Genomic DNA, 22,061 nt, shown 5'->3' on the forward strand with positions numbered 1-22,061 from the left:
CCGAAGGCGAGCGAAAGCGATCCGCATGGAAACCCAAAGTGACTGTTTGTGCAGGTGAGGGAGGTACATTGCGAAAGCAGGGGGTCGAGATACACGCACGAAGGAGTACGGCGCATGAGTACCAGCGGCACCACCGGAACCACGGGTCCGACGGTCACGACCATCGACGTCGACCGCAGTGACGCGGAGTACCGTGCCTGGCTCAAGGAAGCCGTCCGCAAGGTCCAGGCGGACGCCAACCGCTCGGCGGACACCCACCTGCTGCGCTTCCCGCTCCCGGAGTCCTGGGGCATCGACCTCTACCTCAAGGACGAGTCCACCCACCCGACGGGCTCGCTCAAGCACCGCCTCGCGCGCTCGCTCTTCCTGTACGCCCTCTGCAACGGGTGGATCCGCCCCGGCCGTCCCGTCATCGAGGCCTCGTCCGGCTCGACGGCCGTCTCCGAGGCGTACTTCGCCAAGCTCATCGGCGTCCCCTTCATCGCCGTCATGCCGCGCACGACCAGCCCGGAGAAGTGCCGGCTCATCGAATTCCACGGCGGCAAATGCCACTTCGTCGACGACCCGATGAAGATGTACGAGGAGTCCGCCGAGTTGGCCGCCCGCACGGGCGGGCACTACATGGACCAGTTCACCTACGCGGAACGCGCCACCGACTGGCGCGGCAACAACAACATCGCGGAATCGATCTACCAGCAGCTGCGCCTGGAGCGGTACCCCGAGCCCGCCTGGATCGTGGCCACCGCCGGCACCGGCGGCACCTCCGCGACCATCGCGCGCTACGTGCACTACATGCAGCACGACACCCGCGTCTGCGTCCCGGACCCGGAGAACTCCTGCTTCTTCGACGGCTGGACGAACAACGACCCGGACGCGGGCAGCGACTGCGGCTCGCGCATCGAGGGCATCGGACGGCCCCGGATGGAACCGAGCTTCGTCCCCGGCGCGATCGACCGCATGATGAAGGTCCCGGACGCGGCAAGCATCGCCGCGTGCCGGGCGCTGGAGACGGCCATAGGGCGCAAGGCCGGCGGCTCCACCGGCACCGGCCTGTGGAGCGCGCTGAAGATCATCGCGGAGATGGTGGCCGAGGGCCGCACCGGCAGCGTCGTCACCCTGCTGTGCGACCCGGGCGACCGCTACCTGGACAAGTACTACTCCGACGCGTGGCTGGCGGCCCAGGGCCTCGACGTCGCCCCGTACCTGGAGACGGTCACCACCCTGCTGGCCACCGGCACGTGGCGCGAACCCGCCGTGTGAGCGAAGTCGCGCCGCGGCGCCCCGGCCGGGCGCGGGGCCGCTACCGGCCGGCGTCGCGGCGGGCCGTGAGGCGGGTGTCCAGGGCGCGGACCGCCGTCCGGAAGGAGTGCCCCAGACCCGGCCGGGCCGCGGCGAGGGCCAGCCGCAGCGGGGCGGGGCCGTCGGCCGCGAAGGTCCAGCGGATGCGGGTGCCGGAGCCCGCCGGTGCCAGGCGCCATTCCTCCAGCAGGGCGCGCAGGCCCGGGGCGTTCGTCTCGTCGACCCGGTACGCGTAGCGCCGCTCCGGCTCCGCCGCCATGACGGTCTCCTGGAAGCGGACGCCGCCGACGAGCCCGATCTCCCGTCCCGTGCCGCCGTGCGTCGGGCGGGCCGAGGAGACGGCCCGGAACCACCGCGGCCAGTCGGCGACTTCCTCGGCCAGGGCCCGGTACACCTCCTCGGGCGCCGCCGACACCTCGGTGCCGAACCTCAGGCGGACCGGCGCGCCCTCGATGAAGTCCAGCCCGACCGGGCGGAGTCGACGAGCCATGAACGTACCCCCTGGGATGTGGTGACGGACGCTCCCGTGCGTGCACCGCACCCTAGGCCGTCCCCCGTCGGATGTCCGCCCCCCGGGCCGACCCGCTCCCGGGACGGCGGGACCGGAGGCCTGGGCAGGAGCCGCCGCGCGCGGGATGCTGGTGCGAGCGATCCCGCGCGCAGTGAGCGGAGGCCGTCGTGCCCGACACCCCACCCGCCCCACCCGCCCCGCCACTCGCCCTCGAACTCCTCGTCCACGGTGTCGCCGGGGCCCCTCCCGGTGAACTGCTCGGCGATCCGCGCACCGTACGGGTCACGGGGGACTCCACCGCCGCCGTGTTCCGCCGTACCGAGGACGCAGACGCCGAAGCACACCCCGGCCGGTACGCGGGCCGTCCCGTCCCCGAGGCCTACTGCTGGTCCCGACTGACCTCCGGCAACGGCGCCCGCGCGCTGTGGCTGCTGCTCCTCCCCTTCATGGTGGTCAACCTCGCCCACTGGGCCCGCCCGGCGGCCCCCGCCCGCGACCCCGCGTCGCGGGCGGTCCGCGGGTACGGCGTGCTCGTACGCGTCCTCGCGCTCAGCCTGACCGTGCTCCTGGTAGCGGCCGCCTGCGAGGTGGCGCTCGACCTCGTCGCCTGGCAGTGCGCGGGATCCGTTAGCTGCGCCGCGTCCCGTTCCTGGCTCGGCTTCCTCGCGCCGGGTGGCGGCTGGTGGGCCCAGCCGGGGCGCCGGCTGGCCCTCGCCGCGCTCGTCCCCGCCGCCCTCACCGGCCTGCTCTGGCTCCTGTCGAACCGCACCTGGAACGCCTACGAGTCCCAGCCGCCCCCCGCCGCCGAGCACCCCCGCCCGGCCGCCCCCGGCCCGGACCCCGGCCCCGACGGGCAGCCCCCGCTCGCCCGACCCGGGTTCTGGTACGGCCGCCGGCTCGTGGCCCGGCTGCGCGCCGCGCACACCGCCGCCGGACTGCTCACCGTGGCCTGGGCCGTCGCCGCGCCCACCGCCGCCCACGACCGCCGCGACGGCACCCCCGTCCTCGAAGCCCTGGGCTGGGCCGCGCAATCCCTGCTCCTCGCCGTCGCGCTGACCGCGGTCTGGGTCGTCTGCCGCCGGGGCCGCACCGAGGCCCGGCCCGACCACCGGCTCGACCGGGCCGCCGTCACCCTGCTGCCCGGCGCCGCCCTGGTCCTCCTCGCCGCGATCCTGCTGTACGCCGCGTGGTCCCGCCCCGGTTGGACGTCCGCCGGCCGGCTCCCCGTGGACTTCGCCTTCGGCGCGCTGATGCTCGGCCAGGGCCTGTGCGTGCTCGGCCTCGCCGTCGCCGCCGCCCACCTGCACCACCGCGCCCCCGACCCGGCCGCCGCCCTGCGCGGCCTCGGCGGACCCGCCGTGGCCATGCTGGGCTGCGCCCTCGGCGGGGTGATGTCCGGCGGGGTCGCCCAGCGGGTCGCCGACTGGCTCGACGGCGCCGCCACACCCGGGGAGGCGGGCGCCCCGCTGCCCGGGCCGCCCGTGCTGCTGTCCTGGCAGGCCGCCGTGCTGCCGCCGCTGCTGCTCGTACTCGCCCTGCTGGCCGCCTGGTTCGCGGTACGCGGCGCCCGGGACCGGCGCCGCATCGCGCGGGATGTCGCCGCGGAGTACCCGGGGGAGCGGGCGGACCCGGCCCGCAGCGGCCGGATCGCCGGCGCGCGGGCCGCGGCCGCGCTCACCGACTCCGCGCCCTGGTTCGTGGCCGCCGTCTCCGGGATCACCCTGCTGCTCGGCGCGGGCGCGCTCGCCGGCGCCCGCGTCACCGGGCGGGTCCCGGGCGAGGCGGCCCGGGGCAGCGGGCCGCTCCTGGAGGCCGCCGCCCGCGCCGCCCAGGACTCCGGTTCCTGGCTGATCGGACTCGGTGTCGCCGGCTTCGTCGCCTGGGGGCGCCGCGCCTACCGGGACCCCGCCGCCCGCCGCACCGTCGGCATCCTGTGGGACGTCGGCACCTTCTGGCCGCGCGCCGCGCACCCCTTCGCGCCGCCCTGCTACGCCGAACGCGCCGTCCCCGACCTGACCTGGCGCATGGCCGCCTGGACCGGCCGCACCGGCGGTCCGCTGGTGATCTCCGGGCACTCCCAGGGCAGTGTGCTCGCGGCGGCGGCCGTCTGGCAGCTGCCGCCGTACGCCCGCGGCCGCGTCGCCCTGCTCACGTACGGGTCCCCGCTCTGCCGCCTGTACGGGCGCTGGTTCCCCGCGTACTTCGGCCGCGGCCCGCTCGCGGCCCTGCACCGGGAGGTCGACTGCTGGCGCAACCTGTGGCGCGCCACCGATCCCATCGGCGGCCCGGTGCTGCCCGGCACGGGGGTGGACCGGGGGCCGCTCGCCGACCCGCTCGCCTACGGGCGCACGGTCCGCCACCCGCTGCCCGCGCCGATCCTCGGGCACTCCGACTACCAGGCGGACCCCGTGTTCGCCGCCGAACGCGACGCCCTGCTCGCCCGGTTGGCGGCATCCGCCGGTCCGGGCGTACCCGCCGCCCGGCTCAGCACGGAGCAGGCAGGGCAGGCAGGGCCGGCAGCGGCGGAAGATCGGCCGGGAACAACAGGGTGAGGTCGTCCTTGTCCGGCTCCGAGAGCTGCGCCACCCGCCCCGCGTGCCGCTCGACCATCGACTCGAAGGTCTGGCGGGCGGTGCGGCCGTTGCCGAAGGCAGGCCCCTTGGGCAGGTCGGTGAAGTACGCCAGGAGTGCCTCGGGGGCGCCCTCGCCGAGCCGGTACTCGTGCTCCTCCGCCTGCTGCTCCACGATCCGCAGCAGTTCCCGGGGGCCGTAGTCGCCGAAGGTGATGGTGCGGGAGAACCGCGAGGCGACCCCCGGATTGACGGTCAGGAAGCGGTCCATCTCCGCCGTGTACCCGGCGACGATCACCACCACCGCGTCCCGGTGGTCCTCCATCAGCTTCACCAGCGTGTCGATGGCCTCGCGCCCGAAGTCCCGACCCGAGTCCTCCGGCGCCAGCGCGTACGCCTCGTCGATGAACAGCACGCCGCCGCGCGCCCGTTCGAAGGCCTCCTGCGTACGGATCGCGGTCGAGCCGATGTGCTCACCGACCAGATCCACCCGGGACACCTCGACCAGGTGGCCGCGCTCCAGCACGCCGAGGGAGGCCAGGATCTCCCCGTACAGCCGGGCGACCGTGGTCTTGCCGGTGCCGGGGGAGCCCGTGAAGACCAGGTGGCGGCGTACGGAGGCGGCCTTGAGGCCCGCCAGCTGCCGCCGCCGGCCCACCTCGATCATGTCGGTGAGCGCGCGCACCTCACGCTTCACACTGTCCAGGCCGACCAGTGCGTCGAGCTGGCCGAGCACCTCGGCGGAAACCCGTGCGGCCTCCTCCGCGCCCCCGTCCGGCCGGTCCGCGGGCCGGGGTACGGGGACTTCCGGCCCTCGCGCCGCGGGGCCCGCCACCGCTGCCGCCGTGAGGACCCCCTCGCGCGCCCCGGCGAACGCGCCGCCCGCGGCGGGGCGGTCCGTCGCCCGCCCGGCGGACTCGTCACTCGTGCAGTCCTCGGCGACCGGCCCGTCCTCCGCGAACTCGTAGCCCCCGCGCGCGCAGCGCTCGGTGCGGCAGCGCGTCAAGGTGGTGCGGCAGCCGTCGAGGACGTGGAAGCCGAAGCCCGCGCTGTCCGTGACCCGGCACGCGGTGAAGGTGCCCCGGCCGCCGGCCGACACGTAGAACCCGGCCTCGGCGGGAGAGGTGACCGTGCACCGCTCCAGGGTCGGATCGGCGCCCTTGGTGACGATCACACCCGTCTGCACCGCGTCGATGGTGCAGTTGGCGAGGGTGCCGCCACTGCCGTGGTCGCGGAACCAGGCCCCGGTGGAGGCTTCCCGGATCCGGCAGTCGTCCAGCTGGGCGGTGGCGCCGTCGCTGACCGAGACCGCCGTGTTGCGCACCTGCGACAGGTCGCTGTCGACCACGTCGGCGCGTGAACCCCGGTCCAGGACGAACACCGCGTCCGGTACGTCGTGCACCCGGCAGGAGTCCAGCGAGGCCGTCGCCCCGTCGCTGATCCAGACGGCCGGGTAGTCGCCGGTGCTGTCGTGGATCTCGCAGGACTCCGCGTCGACCCGGGTGCCCGGGTCCCACACCGACAGCCCGTTGCGGCCGAACCGGCGCACCGTGGTGCGGCTGAGCGTGAGCACCGAGCGGGACCGCAGATCCACCGCGTTCTCGGGGATGTCGTGGATGTCGCAGCCGGCCAGGGTGAGGACCGCGTCCGTGTCGAGGGTGACACCGTCGGCCGAGGTGCGGTGCACGGAGCAGTCCGTGAGCCGGGCCGTGGCGCGCGAGGCGATCTGCACCCCCGCACCCTTGATCTCGTACACCTCGCAGCCCAGTGCCTCCAGGCCGGAACCGTCACCGGTGACCGCAATGCCGGCGCCCGTGGCGTGGTGGATCCGGCAGCGCTCCAACCGGGGACGGCCGCCGCCGCGCACGGAGACCCCGTTCTGGCCGGCGGCCACCACCTCGCACTCCTCGAACACCCCGCCGCCGCCGTCCAGCACGGAGATGCCCACGCCCGTCGGGTTCTCCACCGTGCACCGCCGCACCAGGGGCCGGGCCCCGCCGCGGACCTCGATACCGGCGGCTGACCGGGTACTCACCCGCAGGTCCGTGAGCTCGGGGGAGCCGTCCTCGACGAGCAGCGCGGGCGCCGCCCGGTCCTGGCCCTCCAGATGGAGGTCCTGGACCACCGCCGAGGCGCGCACGGTCAGCGCGACCCCGTCGGGCGGGGCGATCCGGACCGAGCCCAGCCCGCCCTCGGGCCCGCGCAGGGTGACGGCGTGGAGCAGCACCAGGTTCTCCCGGTAGGTGCCGGGGGAGATGGACAGCACGTCGCCGTCGCCCGCGACGGCCAGCGCCGCGGTCAGCGTCGGATACTCACCTGAGCGGCGCCGCCACCGCGAAGACCCGCCGCCGTGCGTCACCTGGACCGTGCCCTGAGCCATGGTGCTGTCGTGCCCCCACCCTCGTACTCGTCCTGCTGATGCGACCGGTCTGCCCCGGCCGCTCCACCGTAGCGCGCGCGGCGCCGGTGAGCTGCCAGGTCAACTGCCCGCGCCCGCCCGCCCCCAGTCCGGCCCGGCCGCCGCCCACGCGCGGTCCAGGCGCGCGTACCGCTGATGCGTGAGGCGCCGTACGACCAGCCGCCGGACCGTCTCGGCCAGGGCGGCCACGCCGAGGGCGGCGGCCAGGCCGGCCGCGGTCGCGTGGAAGACGGCGGCGGAGGCGTCGAGCGGCCGGCCCACCAGGCGGCCCCGGGCGTCGGTCCATATCCGGAACCGGTCGCCGGGGTGCGGCGGTTCCTCCGCCGCCGGCACCGTGCCCTCGTGCGCGCTGCCGTCGGGCGCGGTCCACGCGGCCACGACCTGCGTGCGCCGCGGGGCCGTCCGCTGCGCGGACGCCTCCCCGGACGCCTCCCCTGACGCGTCCGCGGACCCCGCCGCGGCCTGTTCCGGCGCGTTGCGGAGCACCACCGCCGGGACGAGGTGCCGCTCCTGCCGCTGCTCGCGCGCGGCCCCCTGCAGGGCGGCGTCCACCTGGACGCCCGCGGCGCAGCCGACGGACGGAGCCACCACCAGCACGCACACCAGTGCGGCGAGTGCCACCCACGCCTCGACCAGATCGCTCCGCCGGCGCAGCGGATTGCGCCGCCAACGCCACACACCCATCGCCGTCCGCACGGTCCGGCTCCCCCCGCTCGCGCCTGCCTGCGCGTCCAACCCTCGCGCACGCCACCGGGACGCGCATTCCGGGACGCGCGAGACGTGTGTCACCCGAACGCCACCCGGAGCCAAGCCGCGCACGGCGGGTGTCCACCTGTCCCGACTGATCCAACGGCCCGGCCGGGCCCCTTGGTTCCAGCACGGGCCGCGAGCCCCCCGAAGGTGTCATTCCGGACGGCTGACCGGGCTGCCCCGCCGCGTCAGCCCAGGACGCGGACCTCGTCGCCGACCCGCACCGTGCCCAGCCGCACCGGCACCAGCTGCCGCCCGAAGGCCAGCGACTTCCCGATCCGCCGGTACGCGGCCAGCGTCTTCAGCGGCTCCTTGCCGCGCTCCGCCGTCGCCTGGTCGGTCGTGGTGACCACGCACCGGCCGCACTCCCGCACCCCCCGGAACACGGCGTCGCCGATCGCGACGCGCCGCCAGTTGTCCTCCGCCCAGGCCTCGGCCCCGGACACCACCACGTTGGGACGGAACCGGTCCATCGGCAGCGGCCCCTCCGCGGCGTGGTCGCCCCGGGCGATCCACGCGTTGAGCGCGTCCAGCGAGGCGAGGGTGGTGGCCATCAGCGGATATCCGTCGGCGAGGCTCACCGTCTCGCCCGGCAGCGCGTACTCGGGGTCCACCGGCCTGCGCACGGCCGGGTCGTCCAGGTGCACCAGCCGCGCGGGTATGCCGAGGTACGCGCCGAACCACTCGGCGGCGGCCGCGCCGGCCACCACCGTGTCGAATGTCTTCCCGAACAGCGCCACCGACTCCAGCGGACCGGCCTCGGGCACCTCCACGACCAGCTCCGCCATGCCCGGCGCCGTCACCGTGATCCTCCCGCCGTCCACCGGCCGGGCCGCCGCCAACGCCAGCCGCGGTTGGCGCCGTTGGGTGATGACCGTTCCCTCGGCGTCGACCAGCGCCCAGCGCCGGTCCCCCGCCAGACCCCAGGGCTCCACGGCCACCTCGTCGGGAGCGATCCCCCCGAGGGACTTCACCGGATGGACGTGGAGGGCCTGGACGTACAAGTTCGACATGGGGGCATCCTGCCAGCCTCCCGTGTCACCGCCCCGGACGGGCGGCGGACCCCCTCAGTAACCACGCCCCTGGTACGGACGCCCGTACGGGTCCTCGTACGCGGCCGCCGGCACCGGCGCGGGAGCCTGCATCGGCCGCGGCGCCGCCGGGCGCATGGCCTCGTAGCCGGTGCCCGCGGCGACCGGACGGGGCTGCTGCGGGTAGGGCTGCTGCGCGTACCCGCCGCGGGCGGCCACCGGCTGCTGCTGCGGGATGTACGGAGCGGGCGCGTGCTGCAGCGGCATCGGCTGCGGCGCGGCCTGCTGCTGGTACGGGTACCCGTACCCGGAGGTCTGCTGCGGCGCCGCGGGCGGCAGCGCGGGCAGCGCGGACGGGAGGGCCGGCAGGTACCCCCCGCTCGAATAGCCGGCGCTCGGGGAGTCGTAGGCGGCCGGGACGCGGATCGGGGCGATCTGCGGAGTGCCGCGTTCGGCGACGAGGGAGTCGTAGATGGGGGTGTCCGGGAAGGAGGGCGCGGAGTAGTAACCGCCGCCATAAGTGGAGCGGGGGGAGGTCATGGACCTAAGTTAAGCCCACGACTTCACCGGGTCCATAGCGAGGTTCTCCGAACACCGCGCTGACCTGCTTCTTCGCAGGTCAGGGCCACAGCTTTCACTTGGCGTTCACGTGCACGATTCGCCACTTCCGCCCCATCTTGCTCCTACTCGTGCCTACCGGTTGCGTGTTGCACCGACTTCGGGCTGACACAGCGTCACAACGCGGTGACCTCGGATGACTCCGCTCCACCCGGTGCTTCTCCGTTTCAGGCGTCGGTGGGACGGGCATAGGTACGGCCCTTCCAGGCCGCGCCGCGGCCCCGGTAGTGCTGGACCGCGGAGTCGACGGTCATCAGCAGGTACAGGAACGCGGTCAGGGGGAGCAGCGGCGCGAGCACGGCCGGCTGGCGGTAGTGGCGGAGCATCGGGAGGTAGGTGCCGGCCATCAGCAGCCAGGCGAGACCGCCCGCCCAGGCGAGCGCCGGCCGGTCGGCGGCGAGGCCCGCGAGGAAAGCGGCCGGAGGCACGAGGTACACGAGGACGAGCCCGGCCACGGTCGCGGCCAGCAGCAGGGGCTGGTGCCGCAGTTGGGCGTAGGCGCTGCGCGCGACCATGCGCCACAGGTCCGCGAGCGCCGGGTACGGGCGCACGCTGTCGACCCGCTCCGCGAGGCCGAGCCAGATCCGCCCCCCCGAGGCCTGGACCGCGCGGGCGAGGGAGACGTCGTCGATGACGGCCTGGCGGATGCAGTCGGGCACCCCCGCGCGCACGGCCGCGGCGGTGCGCAGCAGAACGCACCCGCCGGCCGCGGCGGCGGTGCGGGAGGCGGGGCGGTTGACCCACCGGAAGGGGTAGAGCTGGGCGAAGAAGTAGACGAACGCCGGGACGATGAGCCGCTCCCAGACGCCGGCCGTACGCAGCCGGGCCATCTGGGAGACGAGGTCGAGGTCGGCGGAGGTCGCGGCGGCGACCAGCTCGCGCAGGCTGTCCGGCTCGTGCGCGATGTCGGCGTCGGTGAGGAGCAGGTACTCGGGTTCGGTGGCGTCCGCGGTGTTCGCGGTACCCGCGAGGCGCGCGGTGTCCGTGGTGCGGGTGGTGCCTGACGCGTCCGCGGCGGTAGGAGCGGTGCCGTGCGCGGCGCGGGCCAGCGCGATGCCGTGGCGCAGCGCCCACAGCTTGCCCGTCCAGCCCGGGGCGGGGTCGCCGGGGGAGGTGACGGTGAGGGGGACGCCCGGGTTCTCGCGGGCGAGGCGCAGGGCGAGCTCGGCGGTGCCGTCGGTGCTGCCGTCGTCCACCAGGACGACCTCGACCCGGCCGGGATAGTCCTGGGTGAGGAGGGAGGGGAGGCTGTACGGGAGTACCGCGGCCTCGTCCCGCGCCGGGACCACGACGGCGACGGACGGCCAGCGGTCGGGGGCGGTGCGCGGGGGGAGCCGGACGTCGGTGCGCCAGAACATGCCCTGGGCGAGGGTGAGCCAGAGCCAGGCGGCGAGGGAGGCGTAGGCCGCGCAGGCGGCGATGAGGGGGCCCATTCCGGCAGTGTGCCGGGCGGAAGGGGGCATGTCCCGCCGATCCGCCGCGCGCGTCGGGCGCGCCGGTCCGGCGCGTACGGGCCGGCCGCCGGAGCCCGCCGCCCGGGCCCGCGGCGGTGCGGGCCCGGAAGGGGGGTCGGCTAAGGTGGGGCGGGTGAAGATCGCGCTCATGGACTCCGGAATCGGCCTCCTCGCGGCAGCCTCCGCGCTGCGCGGGCTCCGGCCGGACGCCGAGCTGGTGCTGTCCTGCGACCCCGACGGGATGCCCTGGGGTCCCCGGACCCCCGACGACCTCACCCAGCGGGCCCTGCTCGTCGCCCGCGCCGCCGCCGCGCACCGCCCCGACGCGCTGATCGTGGCCTGCAACACCGCCTCCGTGCACGCCCTGCCCGCCCTGCGCGCGGAACTGGAACCGGCCGTCCCCGTCATCGGAACCGTGCCGGCGATCAAGCCCGCCGCGGCCGCCGGCGGGCGCGTGGCGATCTGGGCCACCCCCGCGACCACGGGCAGCCCCTACCAGCGCGGCCTCATCCGCGACTTCGCCGCCGGGGTCCGCGTCACCGAGGTGCCGTGCCCCGGGCTCGCCGACGCCGTCGAGGCCGCGGACGCCGCCGCCGTGGAGGCCGCCGTCGCCGCCGCCGCGGCGCTCACCCCGCTCGACGTCACCGACGTGGTACTCGGCTGCACGCACTACGAACTCGTCGAGGCGCCCATCCGCGCCGCCCTCGCCGCGCGCGCCGGAAGCGGCCCGGGCACCCCGGCGCCGGTCTTCCACGGTTCCGCCGAGGCCGTCGCCGTCCAGGCGCTGCGCCGCTGCGGCGCCCGCCCCGAACCGGCCCTGCCCCGTACCGGCACCCTCACCGTGCTGCACAGCGGACGGCCCGCGGAACTCCCCGCTGCGGCCCTCGGGTACGCCGCCGGACGGCTGCTCACCGGGCACGACGCAGTCGTCGCGTAGGGCCTTCCACCACCCCCCGTCCACCCCCGCTCGCCGGGACCCGGCGCCGTGCGCCCCGGTCGTCGGCGCGGCCGGCGCCGCCGGTGGCGGGCGTGGGGAACGTGAGTAGGCTGACGGCCATGACGGTTCACCCCCCGGGCCCGCTCTGGAGCGGCCGGGCCTCCAACCGGGCGCAGTGGCTCCTGGCGGCGGCCGGCGCGGCCTGTCTGGCCCTGGGTGTCCAGCTCGCCGTGGACGGCTCCTGGACCTCGGGGATCGCGCCCCTGCTGATGTCCGTGGTCGGCTGCCTCGCCGCCGGCCTGCTGATCCTCTACGGGACCCTCGCCTTCGTGCACGTGGCCGTCACCGTGGACGCCGAGGCCGTGCAGGTGCGCTGCGGGTACGTCGGGCTGCCGCGCCGCACGATCAGGCTCAGCGAAGTGGCCTCCGCCGCGTTCCTCCCCCGCGTCACCCCGCAGCAGTGGGGCGGCTGGGGGTACCGCTGGCGCCCGGAGAAGGGCACGGCGATGATCGTCCGGCGCGGTGAGGGACTGGAACTGCGCCTGGACGACGGCCAGCGGTTCACCGTCACCGTCGACGACGCCGAGAACGCGGTCCTGGTCATCCGGACGCACCTGCGGGCCCTCGCCCGGCCGGACCACCCGTGAGGCGGCGAGGGGCTCACCCGTCCCCGACCGGCGGGGACGTACACTCCGCCAGATGAGCAGCAGTGTCACCCGCGCGGCCGGGAACGAGCCGGTGAACCCCTCCGCGGCGGACTCCGCGAGCCCCGGCCGGGCGGTCCCGCCCGCAGGTTCGGGAGCAGATGTCGGAGCAGGTCCCGGAGCCGGTTCCGCCCCCTCCGCCGCGGCCGCCCCCTCCGCCGCGTCCCGTCCCGAGCGCAAGGCGCGCCCGCTGCTGCGTGCGCTGCTCGCGGCGCTCTCCGGCGTACTGCTCTACCTCAGCTTCCCGCCCCGCCCCCTGTGGTGGCTCGCGCCCCTCGCGCTCGCCCTGCTCGCCGGCTGCCTCCACGGCCGCCGCGCCCGCGCGGGCTTCGGCCTCGGATTCCTCGCCGGGCTCGGCTACCTGCTGCCGCTCCTCATGTGGACCGGTGAGGAGGTCGGCCCGGTGCCGTGGGTGGCGCTGGCCGCCGTCGAGGCCCTCTTCATCGGCCTCACCGGCCTCGGCATCGCGCTCGTCAGCAGGCTCCCCGCCTGGCCGCTGTTCGCCGCCGCCGTGTGGGTCGCGGGGGAGGGGCTGCGCGCCCGGGCGCCCTTCGGCGGCTTCCCCTGGGGCAAGCTCGCCTTCGGCCAGGCCGACGGGGTGTTCACCCCCCTCGCGGCGCTCGGCGGCACCCCGCTGCTCTCTTTCGGCGTGGCGCTCTGCGGGTTCGGACTGTACGGGGCCCTGCGCACCTCCCGCGCCCACCCGCGCCGGACCGCCGCCGCCCTGGCCGCGCTCACCGTCGCCGCCCCGATCGGCGCGGCCCTCGCCGCCCGCCCGCTGGTCTCCGACGCGGCCGAGGACGGCACCGTCGTCGCCGCCGTCATCCAGGGCAACGTGCCCCGCCTCGGCCTCGACTTCAACTCCCAGCGCCGCCAGGTCCTCGACAACCACGCCAAGCGCACGGTCCAGCTCGCCCGGGACGTCGAGGCCGGCCGCGTCCCGAAGCCCGACTTCGTCGTCTGGCCGGAGAACTCCTCCGACCTCGACCCGTACGCCGAGCCCGACGCCCGCGCCGTCATCGACCAGGCGGTCAAGGCCATCGGAGTGCCCGTGGCGATCGGCGCCGTGGTGGCGCCGGAGACCGGCACGCTGCGTAACACGATGATCCTCTGGGACCCCGTCGCCGGGCCCACCACCACCTACGACAAGCGCAAGATCCAGCCGTTCGGCGAGCGCATCCCGATGCGCTCCTTCGTCCGCCTCTTCAGCTCCGACGTGGACCGGGTGCGCCGCGACTTCGGCCCCGGCAAGGACCCGGGCGTGTTCGACATGGCCGGCAGCGGGGTCGGCATGGTCACCTGCTTCGAGGCCGCCTTCGACGACGCCGTCCGCTCCACCGTCCGGGACGGCGCCCAGGTCATCGCCGTGCCCAGCAACAACGCCACCTTCGGGCGGAGCCAGATGACCTACCAGCAGCTGGCCATGGACCGGGTCCGGGCCGTCGAGCACAGCCGCACCGTCCTCGTCCCCGTCACCAGCGGGGTCAGCGCGGTCATCCGCCCCGACGGAAAGATCGTCCAGCAGACGAGGATGTTCACCGCCGACGCGCTGGTCGCCGAGATCCCGCTGCGCTCCAGCCGTACCCCCGCGACGGCCCTCGGCCCGCTGCCGGAGTACGCGCTCCTCGCGTCGGCGGCCGCCGGGCTCGGCTGGATCCTCACGCGCCGGATCCGCGCCCGCCGCACCACGCCCCCGTCGGAAGGGGCCGCTCCGGCCTCGTAGGCTCGGGGGATGACCACGCCCGAGTTCATCCGTGAGATCCGTGCCGGCGCCGGGCACCGACTGCTCCTCCTGCCCGGCGTCACGGCCGTCGTCCTCGACGACCGGGGCCGGGTGCTGCTCGGCCGGCGCTCCGACACCGGGCGGTGGAGCGTGGTCGGCGGCATCGCCGAGCCGGGCGAGCAGCCCGCCGACACCGCCGTGCGCGAGGTCTACGAGGAGACGGCGGTGCACTGCGTTCCCGAGCGGGTGGTCCTCGTCGAGATGCTCGCGCCGATCACCTACCCCAACGGCGACGTCTGCCAGTTCCAGGACCTCACCTTCCGCTGCCGGGCCACCGGCGGCGAGGCGCGGGCCAACGACCACGAATCGCTCGAAGTGGCCTGGTTCGACGTGGACGCGCTGCCGCCGCTGGAGGCGTTCTCGCTGAACCGGATCCGCGGCGCCCTGCGCGACGAGCCCACCTGGTTCGCGGCCGCCGCCGAGACCGTGCGGTAGCCGTACGCCTCAGCCGGTGCCGGCCGCCCGGCGGTACAGCTGGACCGCCCCGTCGCCCAGCACCGCGCTGTACGAGACCTCCGGCACCGTCCCGCCGCCCTCATGGCCGCCGAGGACTCCCGTCAGGGCGCCGTCCACCAGCCACGGGCTCCCGCTCGTCCCGCCGCTGAGGTCCGGACATCCGATCCGGCGCTGCGTGGCGGAGACCAGGTCGGTGCCGTTCGCGCAGCGCAGGGGGGCGTCCCGGTCCCGCGGGTACCCGACCACCGTCACCGCGGCGCGGTCCACCTGGCCGCCCTTCACCGGGAAGCCGCCCACCGCGTCCTCCACCGCGTCCTCCACCGCGGCGTGCTCCCCGCCGCCCACCGGCGCCACCGTGGCGAAGGCGATGTCGGCGTCCGGGTCCTCGCCGTCCGTCCAGGCCGGGGAGACGTACACGCCGGTGAGCCGCCAGGCGCCGTACGGAGCCGCGCCCTCGCGGTAGCCCGGTGCGAACAGCGTGGTACCGGGGCTGTCGAGGCAGTGCGCGGCGGTGGCGATCACATCGCGGCCGGCGCTGCGCACCACCGCGGCGGTGCAGAAGTGCCCGCCCGCCAGTCCGCCCGCGAAGAGGGGCCCCACCCGGTCCGCCACCGCGCCGGGCAGGGCCCACGCGGTCACGCCCAGCGGCGTCCGGGCCGTGGCGTCGGGCGCGTCCACGCTCAGCAGCGCGGCCATCGCGGCGAGCGCGAGAGCGATCCGTACGGGGCGCCCGGTACGGGCGCGGGCCCGACCGGCCGCGCGGGGCAGGGGGAGCGTGCGGGGGATCATGTTCCGAAACCTGCCCGCCGAACCTTTGTCCGGAGCCCGGTATTCCGTATGAATCCGCTGTGAATCCCGTGGGCCCCGTGTGAAAACCGGGCGTTCGCGCGCTACCCCCGCCGCTACCGCGCCTCGCGCCGTTCGTACACCGTCACCCGGCGGCCCCGGACCTGCCGGTCCTCGACCACCGTGAACCGTTCGCGCAGCACCTGCGTCTTCACCTTGTCCCGCTCCGCCGACGGCGGCTTCGCGACCCCCGCCGCGTCCGTCACCAGCAGCACCCGCCGCCGGCCGAGCAGCGCCTCGCGGATCCGCGCCGGCTCGCTCTCCTCGCCCTTGAGGGTCCCCGACTCGACCGGCGTCCGGGCCAGCGCGAGGTCCGTCAGCCCCGTGAACGCGCCGGGGGAGACCAGCGCCGTGTCCCGCCGCGCTGCCGGGACGAACACCACCGCGTCCCCCGCCCGCTTGAGCCCCGCCACCTGGCCGGCCGCGGCCAGGACGTCGTCGACGCGGCTGGACGGCGCCCGCTTGCTCACCTCCACCGGCAGCAGCGCCAGCGCCGCCACCCCGACCACGGCCGGCACGAGCACGCGCGAGGCCCTCGGGAAGCGGGGCGCGAGGGCCCGTGCGGCCGCGCCCAGCGCGCCGCCGATCAGCAGGGCCAGGCCCACCATGGAGAACAGCACGTACCGGTCGAGGAACAGCGGCTGGACCAGGGACAGCCCGATCAGCCCGAGCTGCGGCACGGCGAGCAGCGGAAGGCCCACCGCTGCCACCGAGAGGCGTCCGCGCGCCGGGCGGTCCGCCCACGCGCACAGGCCGCCGACGGCGAGAAGGATCGCGGGCCCGATCAGCATGTGCCAGGTCAGCGCAGGTATCCACGACACCTGGCCGGACTGGCCCCGGCTGAACAGGATCAGCGGCAGCGCCCCCGCCACCGCGCCCGCGCCGTACGCCGCCCAGCGCAGCCACACGCCGCGACCGGCCCGGACCCACCACAGGGTGGCCGCGTGGGCGGGCAGGACCAGCAGGGACAGCCAGTTCAGCAGGGCGCACACCAGCACGGCCAACCCGTACGCGACCCAGCGCGGCCACGACCGCCGGACCCCGGCCGCCTCCCCCGCGAGGGACACCAGCAGCAGCGTCGACAGCGCGGCCCCGGCGGCGACGAGCGCGTACGGGCGCCCCTCCTGGAGGTAGAACTGCACGGCCGGCAGCAGCGCGAGCGCCAGACCGGCGCCCAGGCCCGCCCGGAAGCCGGCGAGCCGCCGCCCCAGTTGCGCCACGCACCCCGCGGCGACGGCGACCGCCAGCACGGACGGCAGGCGCAGGGTCGAGGTGCCGGGGCCGAAGACCTCGAAGAGGCCGTGCATCAGCAGGTAGTACAGCCCGTGCACGGCGTCGACGTTGCCCAGCATGCGCCAGATCTCGGCCGTCGGGCGGAGAGCCACCTGCCAGGTCGCCGCCTCGTCCCGCCACACGCTGGCGTGCCGGGAGAGTCCCCACAGGCCGAACGCCAGGGTCCACAGGAAGGGGACGGTCCAGAGGAGGAGTCCGCGTCGGGTCGCGGAGGTGTGGCGGTGCATGGGGGTGCTGGGGTCCTCGGTCGGGCGTCCGGGCGGAAGGCATCAGTCTATGGACGCCGCGGACGGTTCCCGACCGCCTCTTTGTGCACCGCGGAGGGCGAGCGTCCGGCCCGCCCGCGCCTAGCCTCGCCGCAGGAGCACGAACGAGGGGCGGTACCCGGTGAACTGGCTCATCCACGACTACCGCGAGAGCGATCTCGCGGCCGTCGTCCATCTGATCGACACCACGGCGGAACTCGGCCAGGAGTCCGTCTTCTCGCTCGCCGAATGCATCAGCGCCCTCACCGGCCGGCAGCCCTGCGTGGTCGCCGTCCACCAGGGCGTCCCGATCGGCGCGGCCCTCGCCTGCGTGACCGGTGAGCGGGCCTGGGTGATGCGCATCGCCATCGCCGCGGGCTGGCGCGGCCGGGGGCTGGCCAGCGCCCTGCTCGTCGAGCTGGAGCGGCGCCTCGTCGCCGCCCGCGTCGGCCGGATCGCGTACGTGCTGCCCGAGGAGGACCTGCTCGGCGAGGGCCTGCTGAACGCCGGATACACGCGGCAGCCGGCGGTCGCCTACTTCGAGAAGACCGAGCCCCTGCACGGACCGGCCGCCGGCCTCCTGGACGACCTGGGCGGGCGGTTCCTGCAGGGGGACCTGTGGACCGGGGTCGCGGGGATGGAGAAGGAGAAGGACCTCATCGAACGCCGGGTGGTGCTGCCGCTCGCCGAACCCGAACGGGCCGCTTCGCACGGCGTGCGGCCCCCGCGCGCCATCACCCTCTTCGGCCCGCCCGGCACCGGCAAGACCACGTTCGCCCGCGCCATCGCCTCCCGGCTGGGCTGGCCCTTCGTGGAACTGCTGCCCTCCCGCCTCGCCGGCGACGGCAACCTGGCCGCCGCGCTGCGCGACGCCTTCGCCCGGATCGCCGAGCTGGAGCGCGTCCTCGTCTTCATCGACGAGGTCGAGGAGATCGCCCCCGTGCGCACCGAGCCCGCGCGGCCCGGCGGCATCCACGGCGTCACCAACGAACTGCTCAAGCTGATACCCGGCTTCCGGGAGGGCGACGAGCGGCTGCTGGTCTGCGCCACCAACTCCATCCGCTCCCTGGACCCGGCGTTCCTGCGGCCGGGGCGCTTCGACTACCTGATCCCGATCGGCACCCCGGACGCCGGGGCGCGCGCGGCGATCTGGTCCCGCTACACGGCGGGGCGGCCGGACGTCGATGTCGAGGCGCTGGTGGCGGCCACGGAGCTGTTCACGCCGGCCGACATCGAGCACGCGGCGCGGATCGCGGCGCAGGTGTCCTTCGAGCGGGACCTGGAGGCGGTGGGCGCGCGCGGGGCGGGTGCCCCGCAGCCGGGCGCGACCACGGTCGACTACCTGGCGGCGGTCCGGGAGTGCCGGCCGACGGTGACCCCGGCGATGACCGGGGAGTTCGAGGCGGACATCACGGCCCACGGCCGGTTCTGAGCCCCGTCCCCCGGTTGCGGCGGGGGACGGTGGAAGGGCGGAACGGCCGACGGTGCCGAAGGGATGAGGCGGGGACGTGCCGGGGACGGCGGGGACGGTGGCGCTCAGGGCGCGCAGCGGTACGTGAACTCCACCGCCGCCGTGCGCTGACCCGGCGAGACCAGCTGCAGCTCGGCCCGCGCCGGATAGGTACCCGCGCCCCGGAAGGTCCACAGCAGGTGCAGGCGCGCCTCGTGCCGCCCGCGCGCCACCCGCTCGGTCAGCTGCTCGGAGTACGTCCCGTCGCTGCGCGCCCAGCGGTACGTCAGCGTTCCGGGCCGCCCGTTGGTGCGTACGACGGCCACCACATCGGCCGCCGAGTCGCAGGACGGGCCGGCGGGATCGGTGACCACGGCGACGTCCCGTACCTCGATGGCGGGCCCGTACCGCTGCCAGCCGAGGTAGCACAGCACCGCGAGCAGTACCGCCGCCGCGAGGGCGTACCGCCGCAGGCCGCCGCCCCGGCGCGGCCGGGCGGTGACGGTCAGGGGGAACGGCGCGGGCAGGGCCGCGGTCACGCCGGGGCCGAACCGCAGCACCGACCCCTCGACCCGGTCGGGCGCGACCCCGGACTGCTCCGGGGGCCCGCTGAACCAGTGGCTGCCGAGGACCGTGGCGCTGTAGTCGTCGTCCTGCGGTGGGCGGGGATCGCTCATCGGATCTCCTGGCAGCGCAGCAGGTACTGCGAGTCGGACGCGGAGGTGTTCCCGGCGGCGGGCTGGGTGGTGACCCGGACCCCGCCGTAGCAGCCATTGCCCCGGGTGAAGGTGTGGGCCCGTACCACGGGCGCCGGCGATCCGGCCTGGACCACGAAGGTCTCCGTCCCGTCGGGCACGGAGTAGTCGCCCGCGCGGCCGCCGAGGAACCACTCCAGCACGACCGTCACCGGACCCGTGCCCTGAGCGGCCACGGAGACGGTCGCCTCGCCCCGGTAGACGCCGGTCCGCAGCGAGACGCCGACCTTGGTGACCCTGACGGCCGGTGTGGGCGTGGGAGTGGGGGTGGCCGTCGGCGTGCGGGTCGGCGTGCGCGTCGGGCTCCACGTCGGTGCGGGGCTCGCGGTGGCGCCCGGCGTCGGCGACGCCGTCGCCGACGGGCTGGGGCTCGTCGGGGTCGAGGGGCTGGGACCCGGCGACGGGGAGACGGAAGCGGAGGGTGCCGCAGCCCCGGACGGCGAGCCGGTGCCGGGCGCGGTCGGCGCTGTGGTCGCGAACGCGCTGAGGGCCGAGGCCCCGCGCGGCGCCGCGCCCAACGCGTCCGTCGTGAGCACCACTACCGTCCCCAGGACCAGCGCGAGTCCCGCCGCCAGCCAGCCGCGGCGGCCGGGGGCCCAGCCGGAGCCACTGCCGAGGGTGGTCGTCGCCGCCGCTGTGGTGCCCGCCGCCGACGCCCCCGCCGAGGGGAACAGCAGCGGCAGCAGCGCGGCCAGCGCGGCCAGCTTGCGCTGCCCGGTCTCCTCCCAGTGGGGCCCGTAGGCGGCGAGGGCCACGCCCTCCAGTTCCGCGACGAAGGCCTCGGCGTTCTCCGGCCGCTGCTCGGGCGCCTTGGCCAGACCCCGCCGGATCAGCGGGCGTACGGGTTCGGGGGCCTCGGTCTCCGGGACCGGGGCCTCGATGTGCTGGACGGCGAGCTCGGCGAAGTTCTCCCCGTCGTAGGGCTTGCGCCCGGTGAGGCACTCGAAGAAGGTCGCCGTCGCGGCGTACACGTCGGCGGCGGGCGAGGCCGGCCGGCCCTGCCACTGCTCGGGGGCCATGTAGGCGGGCGTCCCCGCGACGCCGGGCGTGGTGCCGCGGCCCGCCGCGATCCCGAAGTCCACCAGTTTCGACGAGCCGTCCGCCGCGACCAGCACGTTCTCCGGCTTGTAGTCGCGGTGGACCACGCCGGCCCGGTGGGCCGCGGCCAGGCCGAGCAGGGACCCCTTGAGGACCACCAGCGCGGCCTCGGCGTCCGCCCGCCCGGACTGCCTCAGCAGGGCGCGCAGGGAGACGCCGTCCACGAGTTCCATCACGATGGCCGCGCCGCCGGGCGCCTCCACGTACTCGTACAGGCCCACCACGTACGGGGACCGCAGGCCGCCGAGCAGTCGTGCCTCGGCCCGGAACTCGCCCACGAAGGCGGGGTCCTGGCGCAGCCGGTCGCTGAGGTACTTGACGGCGACCGCCGTGCCCGTGCCGTCGTGGACGGCGAGCACCACCCGGCCGCTGCCGCCCGAACCGAGTTCCCGGATCTGTGTGTACCCGGGGACCGTCCACGCCTGGTCCATCGCCCCGCCCCCTGCCTGCCGTGACGCCACCGCGTCCCTGCGCCGGACCGGCGCTCGGCCGGCCGGTCGGTGACCGGCCGGCTCCGGCGCGGTCTCCCCCTGGGACACGGTTTCCGCCACGGCCGGTTCCCAACCGCGCGGGGTGTCTCAGGCCGCGACCGCCATCGCGCCGATCATGGCGTGCAGCCGGTCGGCCGCCGCCCGTCCGAAGCCGGGATCGTTGATGTGGGTGTCGTAGTCGTAGAGCCGGGCGGCACTGCCCCGCAACCCTTCGCGCAGCGCCGAGAACAACGCCCCGTCCGCCGCGGGGTCATGGTAGGGCCCGCCCGGCGTGCCGAGCGTGGACAGTCCGCGGAGCGGGACGCAGACGGCGGTGGGGCCGGTCGCCGCGCGCAGTTTCGCGGCGACGCGCCGGCCGAGCTCGGCGCACTCGTCGGGCGTCGTGCGCACGACGGTGATGGACGGGTTGTGGGCGTGGACGCGCCGGTGGGGAGGTTGCTCCGGCAGGGTCTCCAGGGGCCCGAACTTCACCATGTCCAGCGCTCCCAGGCTCACCACCTGCGGAATCCCCGCGCGTCCGGCCGCGCTGAGCCGGTCGGGGCCGGCCGTGAGGATGCCGCCGCACAGATCGTCGGCGAGCTCGCTGAGCGTGAGGTCCAGGACCCCGGCGAACATCCCCCGGGCGGCCAGCGTCTCCAGGGTGCGGCCCCCCATGCCGCTCACGTGGAAGACGAGCACCTCGTAGCCCAGCTCGGTCAGCCGTTCGCGGGCCGCGTCCACGCCGGCCGTGGTCACCCCCGCCATGCTCGTGGCGACCAGCGGCCGGGAGCCGGCTCCCGCCGCGGGGGTGCGGCGCGCCTCCAGGGCGGAGCGGGCGAAGACCTTGGCCATCGCGGCGATCGCCTGCACCGCGTTGGCGAGGATCGGGCCGGACACGCGGTTGATGCCCGCGATGTCCACCACGCTGTGCATCATCGCGATGTCCGAGGAGCCCACGTAGGGGGCGACGTCCCCGGACGCCATGGACGAGACCATGAGTTTCGGTACGCCCAGCGGCAGGGCCCGCATCGGCCGGGTGGCGATGGAGGTGCCACCGCTGCCGCCGACCGCCATCACCCCGTGCAGCCGGCCCTCGGCGTGCAGGCGCAGGAGGGTCGCCTCCGCGCCGCGGGCCATCGTGGTCACGGCCGCGCCCCGGTCGGCGGCCGTGCGCAGTTCCGACAGTTCGGCGCCCGCGGCCCGGGCCACCGCCTCACGCGGTACGTCGGCGGGCACCCGGGGTTCACCCATGACGCCCGTGTCCACCAGTACCACTTCGACGCCGGCGCGCAGCAGCCTCTCGCGCAGCCAGCCGTACTCCACACCCTTGGTGTCCAGGGTTCCCACCAGCACGACGTTCGCCATGTGTGCA

The 22,061-nt window shown here is 75.7% G+C and carries 18 protein-coding genes; 7 read left to right on the forward strand and 11 right to left on the reverse strand.

The annotated features are described in order from the left end of the window. Positions 1 to 114: 114 nt before the first annotated feature. Positions 115 to 1,260 carry a PLP-dependent cysteine synthase family protein gene (locus tag ACFWUQ_RS07030; protein ID WP_384533952.1) on the forward strand — a complete coding sequence of 382 codons (1,146 nt, stop codon included), beginning with the start codon at positions 115 to 117 and terminating at the stop codon, positions 1,258 to 1,260. A gap of 40 nt (positions 1,261 to 1,300) precedes the next feature. On the opposite strand, the gene ACFWUQ_RS07035 is transcribed toward ACFWUQ_RS07030, so the two are convergent. Further along, positions 1,301 to 1,789 (reverse strand): SRPBCC family protein, encoded by a 489-nt coding sequence (locus ACFWUQ_RS07035; RefSeq protein WP_384533954.1) that lies wholly within the window; start codon positions 1,787 to 1,789, stop codon positions 1,301 to 1,303. A 188-nt stretch (positions 1,790 to 1,977) separates the two neighbouring features. Between ACFWUQ_RS07035 and ACFWUQ_RS07040 the strand changes: the two genes are divergently transcribed. Further along, positions 1,978 to 4,362 (forward strand): hypothetical protein, encoded by a 2,385-nt coding sequence (locus ACFWUQ_RS07040; protein WP_384533956.1) that lies wholly within the window; start codon positions 1,978 to 1,980, stop codon positions 4,360 to 4,362. On the opposite strand, the gene ACFWUQ_RS07045 is transcribed toward ACFWUQ_RS07040, so the two are convergent. The 5 genes from ACFWUQ_RS07045 to ACFWUQ_RS07065 form a co-directional block, all read right to left on the reverse strand. Next, the gene (locus tag ACFWUQ_RS07045) at positions 4,295 to 6,760 is read right to left on the reverse strand and encodes a right-handed parallel beta-helix repeat-containing protein (protein WP_384533959.1); all 2,466 of its coding nucleotides are present in this window, start codon (positions 6,758 to 6,760) and stop codon (positions 4,295 to 4,297) included. The genes ACFWUQ_RS07040 and ACFWUQ_RS07045 overlap by 68 nt on opposite strands. A 99-nt stretch (positions 6,761 to 6,859) precedes the next feature. Then, positions 6,860 to 7,495 (reverse strand): hypothetical protein, encoded by a 636-nt coding sequence (locus ACFWUQ_RS07050; RefSeq protein WP_384533962.1) that lies wholly within the window; start codon positions 7,493 to 7,495, stop codon positions 6,860 to 6,862. Positions 7,496 to 7,737: 242 nt separating this feature from the next. Then, complete coding sequence (locus tag ACFWUQ_RS07055) at positions 7,738 to 8,562, reverse strand: MOSC domain-containing protein (protein WP_384533964.1); 825 nt, start codon at positions 8,560 to 8,562, stop codon at positions 7,738 to 7,740. Between the two features lie 54 nt (positions 8,563 to 8,616). After that, positions 8,617 to 9,120, reverse strand: a complete 504-nt coding sequence (locus ACFWUQ_RS07060; protein WP_384533967.1) for a DUF6643 family protein — start codon at positions 9,118 to 9,120, stop codon at positions 8,617 to 8,619. A 245-nt stretch (positions 9,121 to 9,365) separates the two neighbouring features. Beyond that, the gene (locus tag ACFWUQ_RS07065) at positions 9,366 to 10,631 is read right to left on the reverse strand and encodes a glycosyltransferase (protein ID WP_384533969.1); all 1,266 of its coding nucleotides are present in this window, start codon (positions 10,629 to 10,631) and stop codon (positions 9,366 to 9,368) included. A 154-nt stretch (positions 10,632 to 10,785) separates the two neighbouring features. Between ACFWUQ_RS07065 and ACFWUQ_RS07070 the strand changes: the two genes are divergently transcribed. From ACFWUQ_RS07070 to ACFWUQ_RS07085, 4 genes are all read left to right on the forward strand, one after another. Next, a complete protein-coding gene (locus ACFWUQ_RS07070) occupies positions 10,786 to 11,589 on the forward strand; it encodes a glutamate racemase (protein WP_384533971.1) in 804 nt (267 codons plus the stop codon). A 119-nt stretch (positions 11,590 to 11,708) separates the two neighbouring features. Beyond that, positions 11,709 to 12,236, forward strand: coding sequence for a hypothetical protein (locus ACFWUQ_RS07075; RefSeq protein WP_384533973.1), 528 nt, complete (start codon positions 11,709 to 11,711; stop codon positions 12,234 to 12,236). Between the two features lie 52 nt (positions 12,237 to 12,288). After that, positions 12,289 to 14,016, forward strand: coding sequence for an apolipoprotein N-acyltransferase (gene lnt / locus ACFWUQ_RS07080; protein WP_384533975.1), 1,728 nt, complete (start codon positions 12,289 to 12,291; stop codon positions 14,014 to 14,016). 9 nt (positions 14,017 to 14,025) lie between these two features. Beyond that, positions 14,026 to 14,511 carry an NUDIX domain-containing protein gene (locus ACFWUQ_RS07085; protein ID WP_384533977.1) on the forward strand — a complete coding sequence of 162 codons (486 nt, stop codon included), beginning with the start codon at positions 14,026 to 14,028 and terminating at the stop codon, positions 14,509 to 14,511. 9 nt (positions 14,512 to 14,520) lie between these two features. On the opposite strand, the gene ACFWUQ_RS07090 is transcribed toward ACFWUQ_RS07085, so the two are convergent. Both ACFWUQ_RS07090 and ACFWUQ_RS07095 read right to left on the reverse strand, forming a co-directional pair. Next, positions 14,521 to 15,321: a trypsin-like serine peptidase gene (locus ACFWUQ_RS07090; protein ID WP_384533979.1), complete on the reverse strand. Its 801-nt coding sequence runs from the start codon at positions 15,319 to 15,321 to the stop codon at positions 14,521 to 14,523. A 113-nt stretch (positions 15,322 to 15,434) separates the two neighbouring features. Beyond that, positions 15,435 to 16,898 carry a hypothetical protein gene (locus ACFWUQ_RS07095; protein ID WP_384533982.1) on the reverse strand — a complete coding sequence of 488 codons (1,464 nt, stop codon included), beginning with the start codon at positions 16,896 to 16,898 and terminating at the stop codon, positions 15,435 to 15,437. Positions 16,899 to 17,058: 160 nt separating this feature from the next. On the opposite strand from ACFWUQ_RS07095, the gene ACFWUQ_RS07100 reads away from it, so the two are divergent. After that, on the forward strand, positions 17,059 to 18,348 hold the full coding sequence (locus tag ACFWUQ_RS07100; RefSeq protein WP_384533985.1) for an ATP-binding protein: 1,290 nt from the start codon (positions 17,059 to 17,061) through the stop codon (positions 18,346 to 18,348). 104 nt (positions 18,349 to 18,452) lie between these two features. Here the strand turns inward: ACFWUQ_RS07100 and ACFWUQ_RS07105 are convergent, their stop codons facing one another. From ACFWUQ_RS07105 to ACFWUQ_RS07115, 3 genes are all read right to left on the reverse strand, one after another. After that, positions 18,453 to 19,043 (reverse strand): hypothetical protein, encoded by a 591-nt coding sequence (locus ACFWUQ_RS07105; RefSeq protein WP_384533987.1) that lies wholly within the window; start codon positions 19,041 to 19,043, stop codon positions 18,453 to 18,455. Further along, positions 19,040 to 20,650, reverse strand: coding sequence for a serine/threonine-protein kinase (locus tag ACFWUQ_RS07110; RefSeq protein ID WP_384533989.1), 1,611 nt, complete (start codon positions 20,648 to 20,650; stop codon positions 19,040 to 19,042). The genes ACFWUQ_RS07105 and ACFWUQ_RS07110 overlap by 4 nt, the downstream gene beginning before the upstream one ends. A gap of 147 nt (positions 20,651 to 20,797) precedes the next feature. After that, positions 20,798 to 22,054: a Tm-1-like ATP-binding domain-containing protein gene (locus ACFWUQ_RS07115; protein ID WP_384533991.1), complete on the reverse strand. Its 1,257-nt coding sequence runs from the start codon at positions 22,052 to 22,054 to the stop codon at positions 20,798 to 20,800. Between the last annotated feature and the right edge of the window lie 7 nt (positions 22,055 to 22,061).

It is taken from the genome of Streptomyces sp. NPDC058662 (genome assembly GCF_042716255.1).
Classification (GTDB): domain Bacteria; phylum Actinomycetota; class Actinomycetes; order Streptomycetales; family Streptomycetaceae; genus Streptomyces.

Bases quoted from the DNA above. Each gene is read 5' to 3' on its own strand.
- ACFWUQ_RS07030 (WP_384533952.1), top strand. From the start codon at position 115: ATGAGTACCAGCGGCACCACCGGAACCACGGGTCCGACGGTCACGACC.
- ACFWUQ_RS07035 (WP_384533954.1), bottom strand. From the start codon at position 1,789: ATGGCTCGTCGACTCCGCCCGGTCGGGCTGGACTTCATCGAGGGCGCG.
- ACFWUQ_RS07045 (WP_384533959.1), bottom strand. From the start codon at position 6,760: ATGGCTCAGGGCACGGTCCAGGTGACGCACGGCGGCGGGTCTTCGCGG.
- ACFWUQ_RS07055 (WP_384533964.1), bottom strand. From the start codon at position 8,562: ATGTCGAACTTGTACGTCCAGGCCCTCCACGTCCATCCGGTGAAGTCC.
- ACFWUQ_RS07060 (WP_384533967.1), bottom strand. From the start codon at position 9,120: ATGACCTCCCCCCGCTCCACTTATGGCGGCGGTTACTACTCCGCGCCC.
- ACFWUQ_RS07065 (WP_384533969.1), bottom strand. From the start codon at position 10,631: ATGGGCCCCCTCATCGCCGCCTGCGCGGCCTACGCCTCCCTCGCCGCC.
- ACFWUQ_RS07075 (WP_384533973.1), top strand. From the start codon at position 11,709: ATGACGGTTCACCCCCCGGGCCCGCTCTGGAGCGGCCGGGCCTCCAAC.
- lnt (WP_384533975.1), top strand. From the start codon at position 12,289: ATGAGCAGCAGTGTCACCCGCGCGGCCGGGAACGAGCCGGTGAACCCC.
- ACFWUQ_RS07085 (WP_384533977.1), top strand. From the start codon at position 14,026: ATGACCACGCCCGAGTTCATCCGTGAGATCCGTGCCGGCGCCGGGCAC.
- ACFWUQ_RS07090 (WP_384533979.1), bottom strand. From the start codon at position 15,321: ATGATCCCCCGCACGCTCCCCCTGCCCCGCGCGGCCGGTCGGGCCCGC.
- ACFWUQ_RS07095 (WP_384533982.1), bottom strand. From the start codon at position 16,898: ATGCACCGCCACACCTCCGCGACCCGACGCGGACTCCTCCTCTGGACC.
- ACFWUQ_RS07105 (WP_384533987.1), bottom strand. From the start codon at position 19,043: ATGAGCGATCCCCGCCCACCGCAGGACGACGACTACAGCGCCACGGTC.
- ACFWUQ_RS07110 (WP_384533989.1), bottom strand. From the start codon at position 20,650: ATGGACCAGGCGTGGACGGTCCCCGGGTACACACAGATCCGGGAACTC.
- ACFWUQ_RS07115 (WP_384533991.1), bottom strand. From the start codon at position 22,054: ATGGCGAACGTCGTGCTGGTGGGAACCCTGGACACCAAGGGTGTGGAG.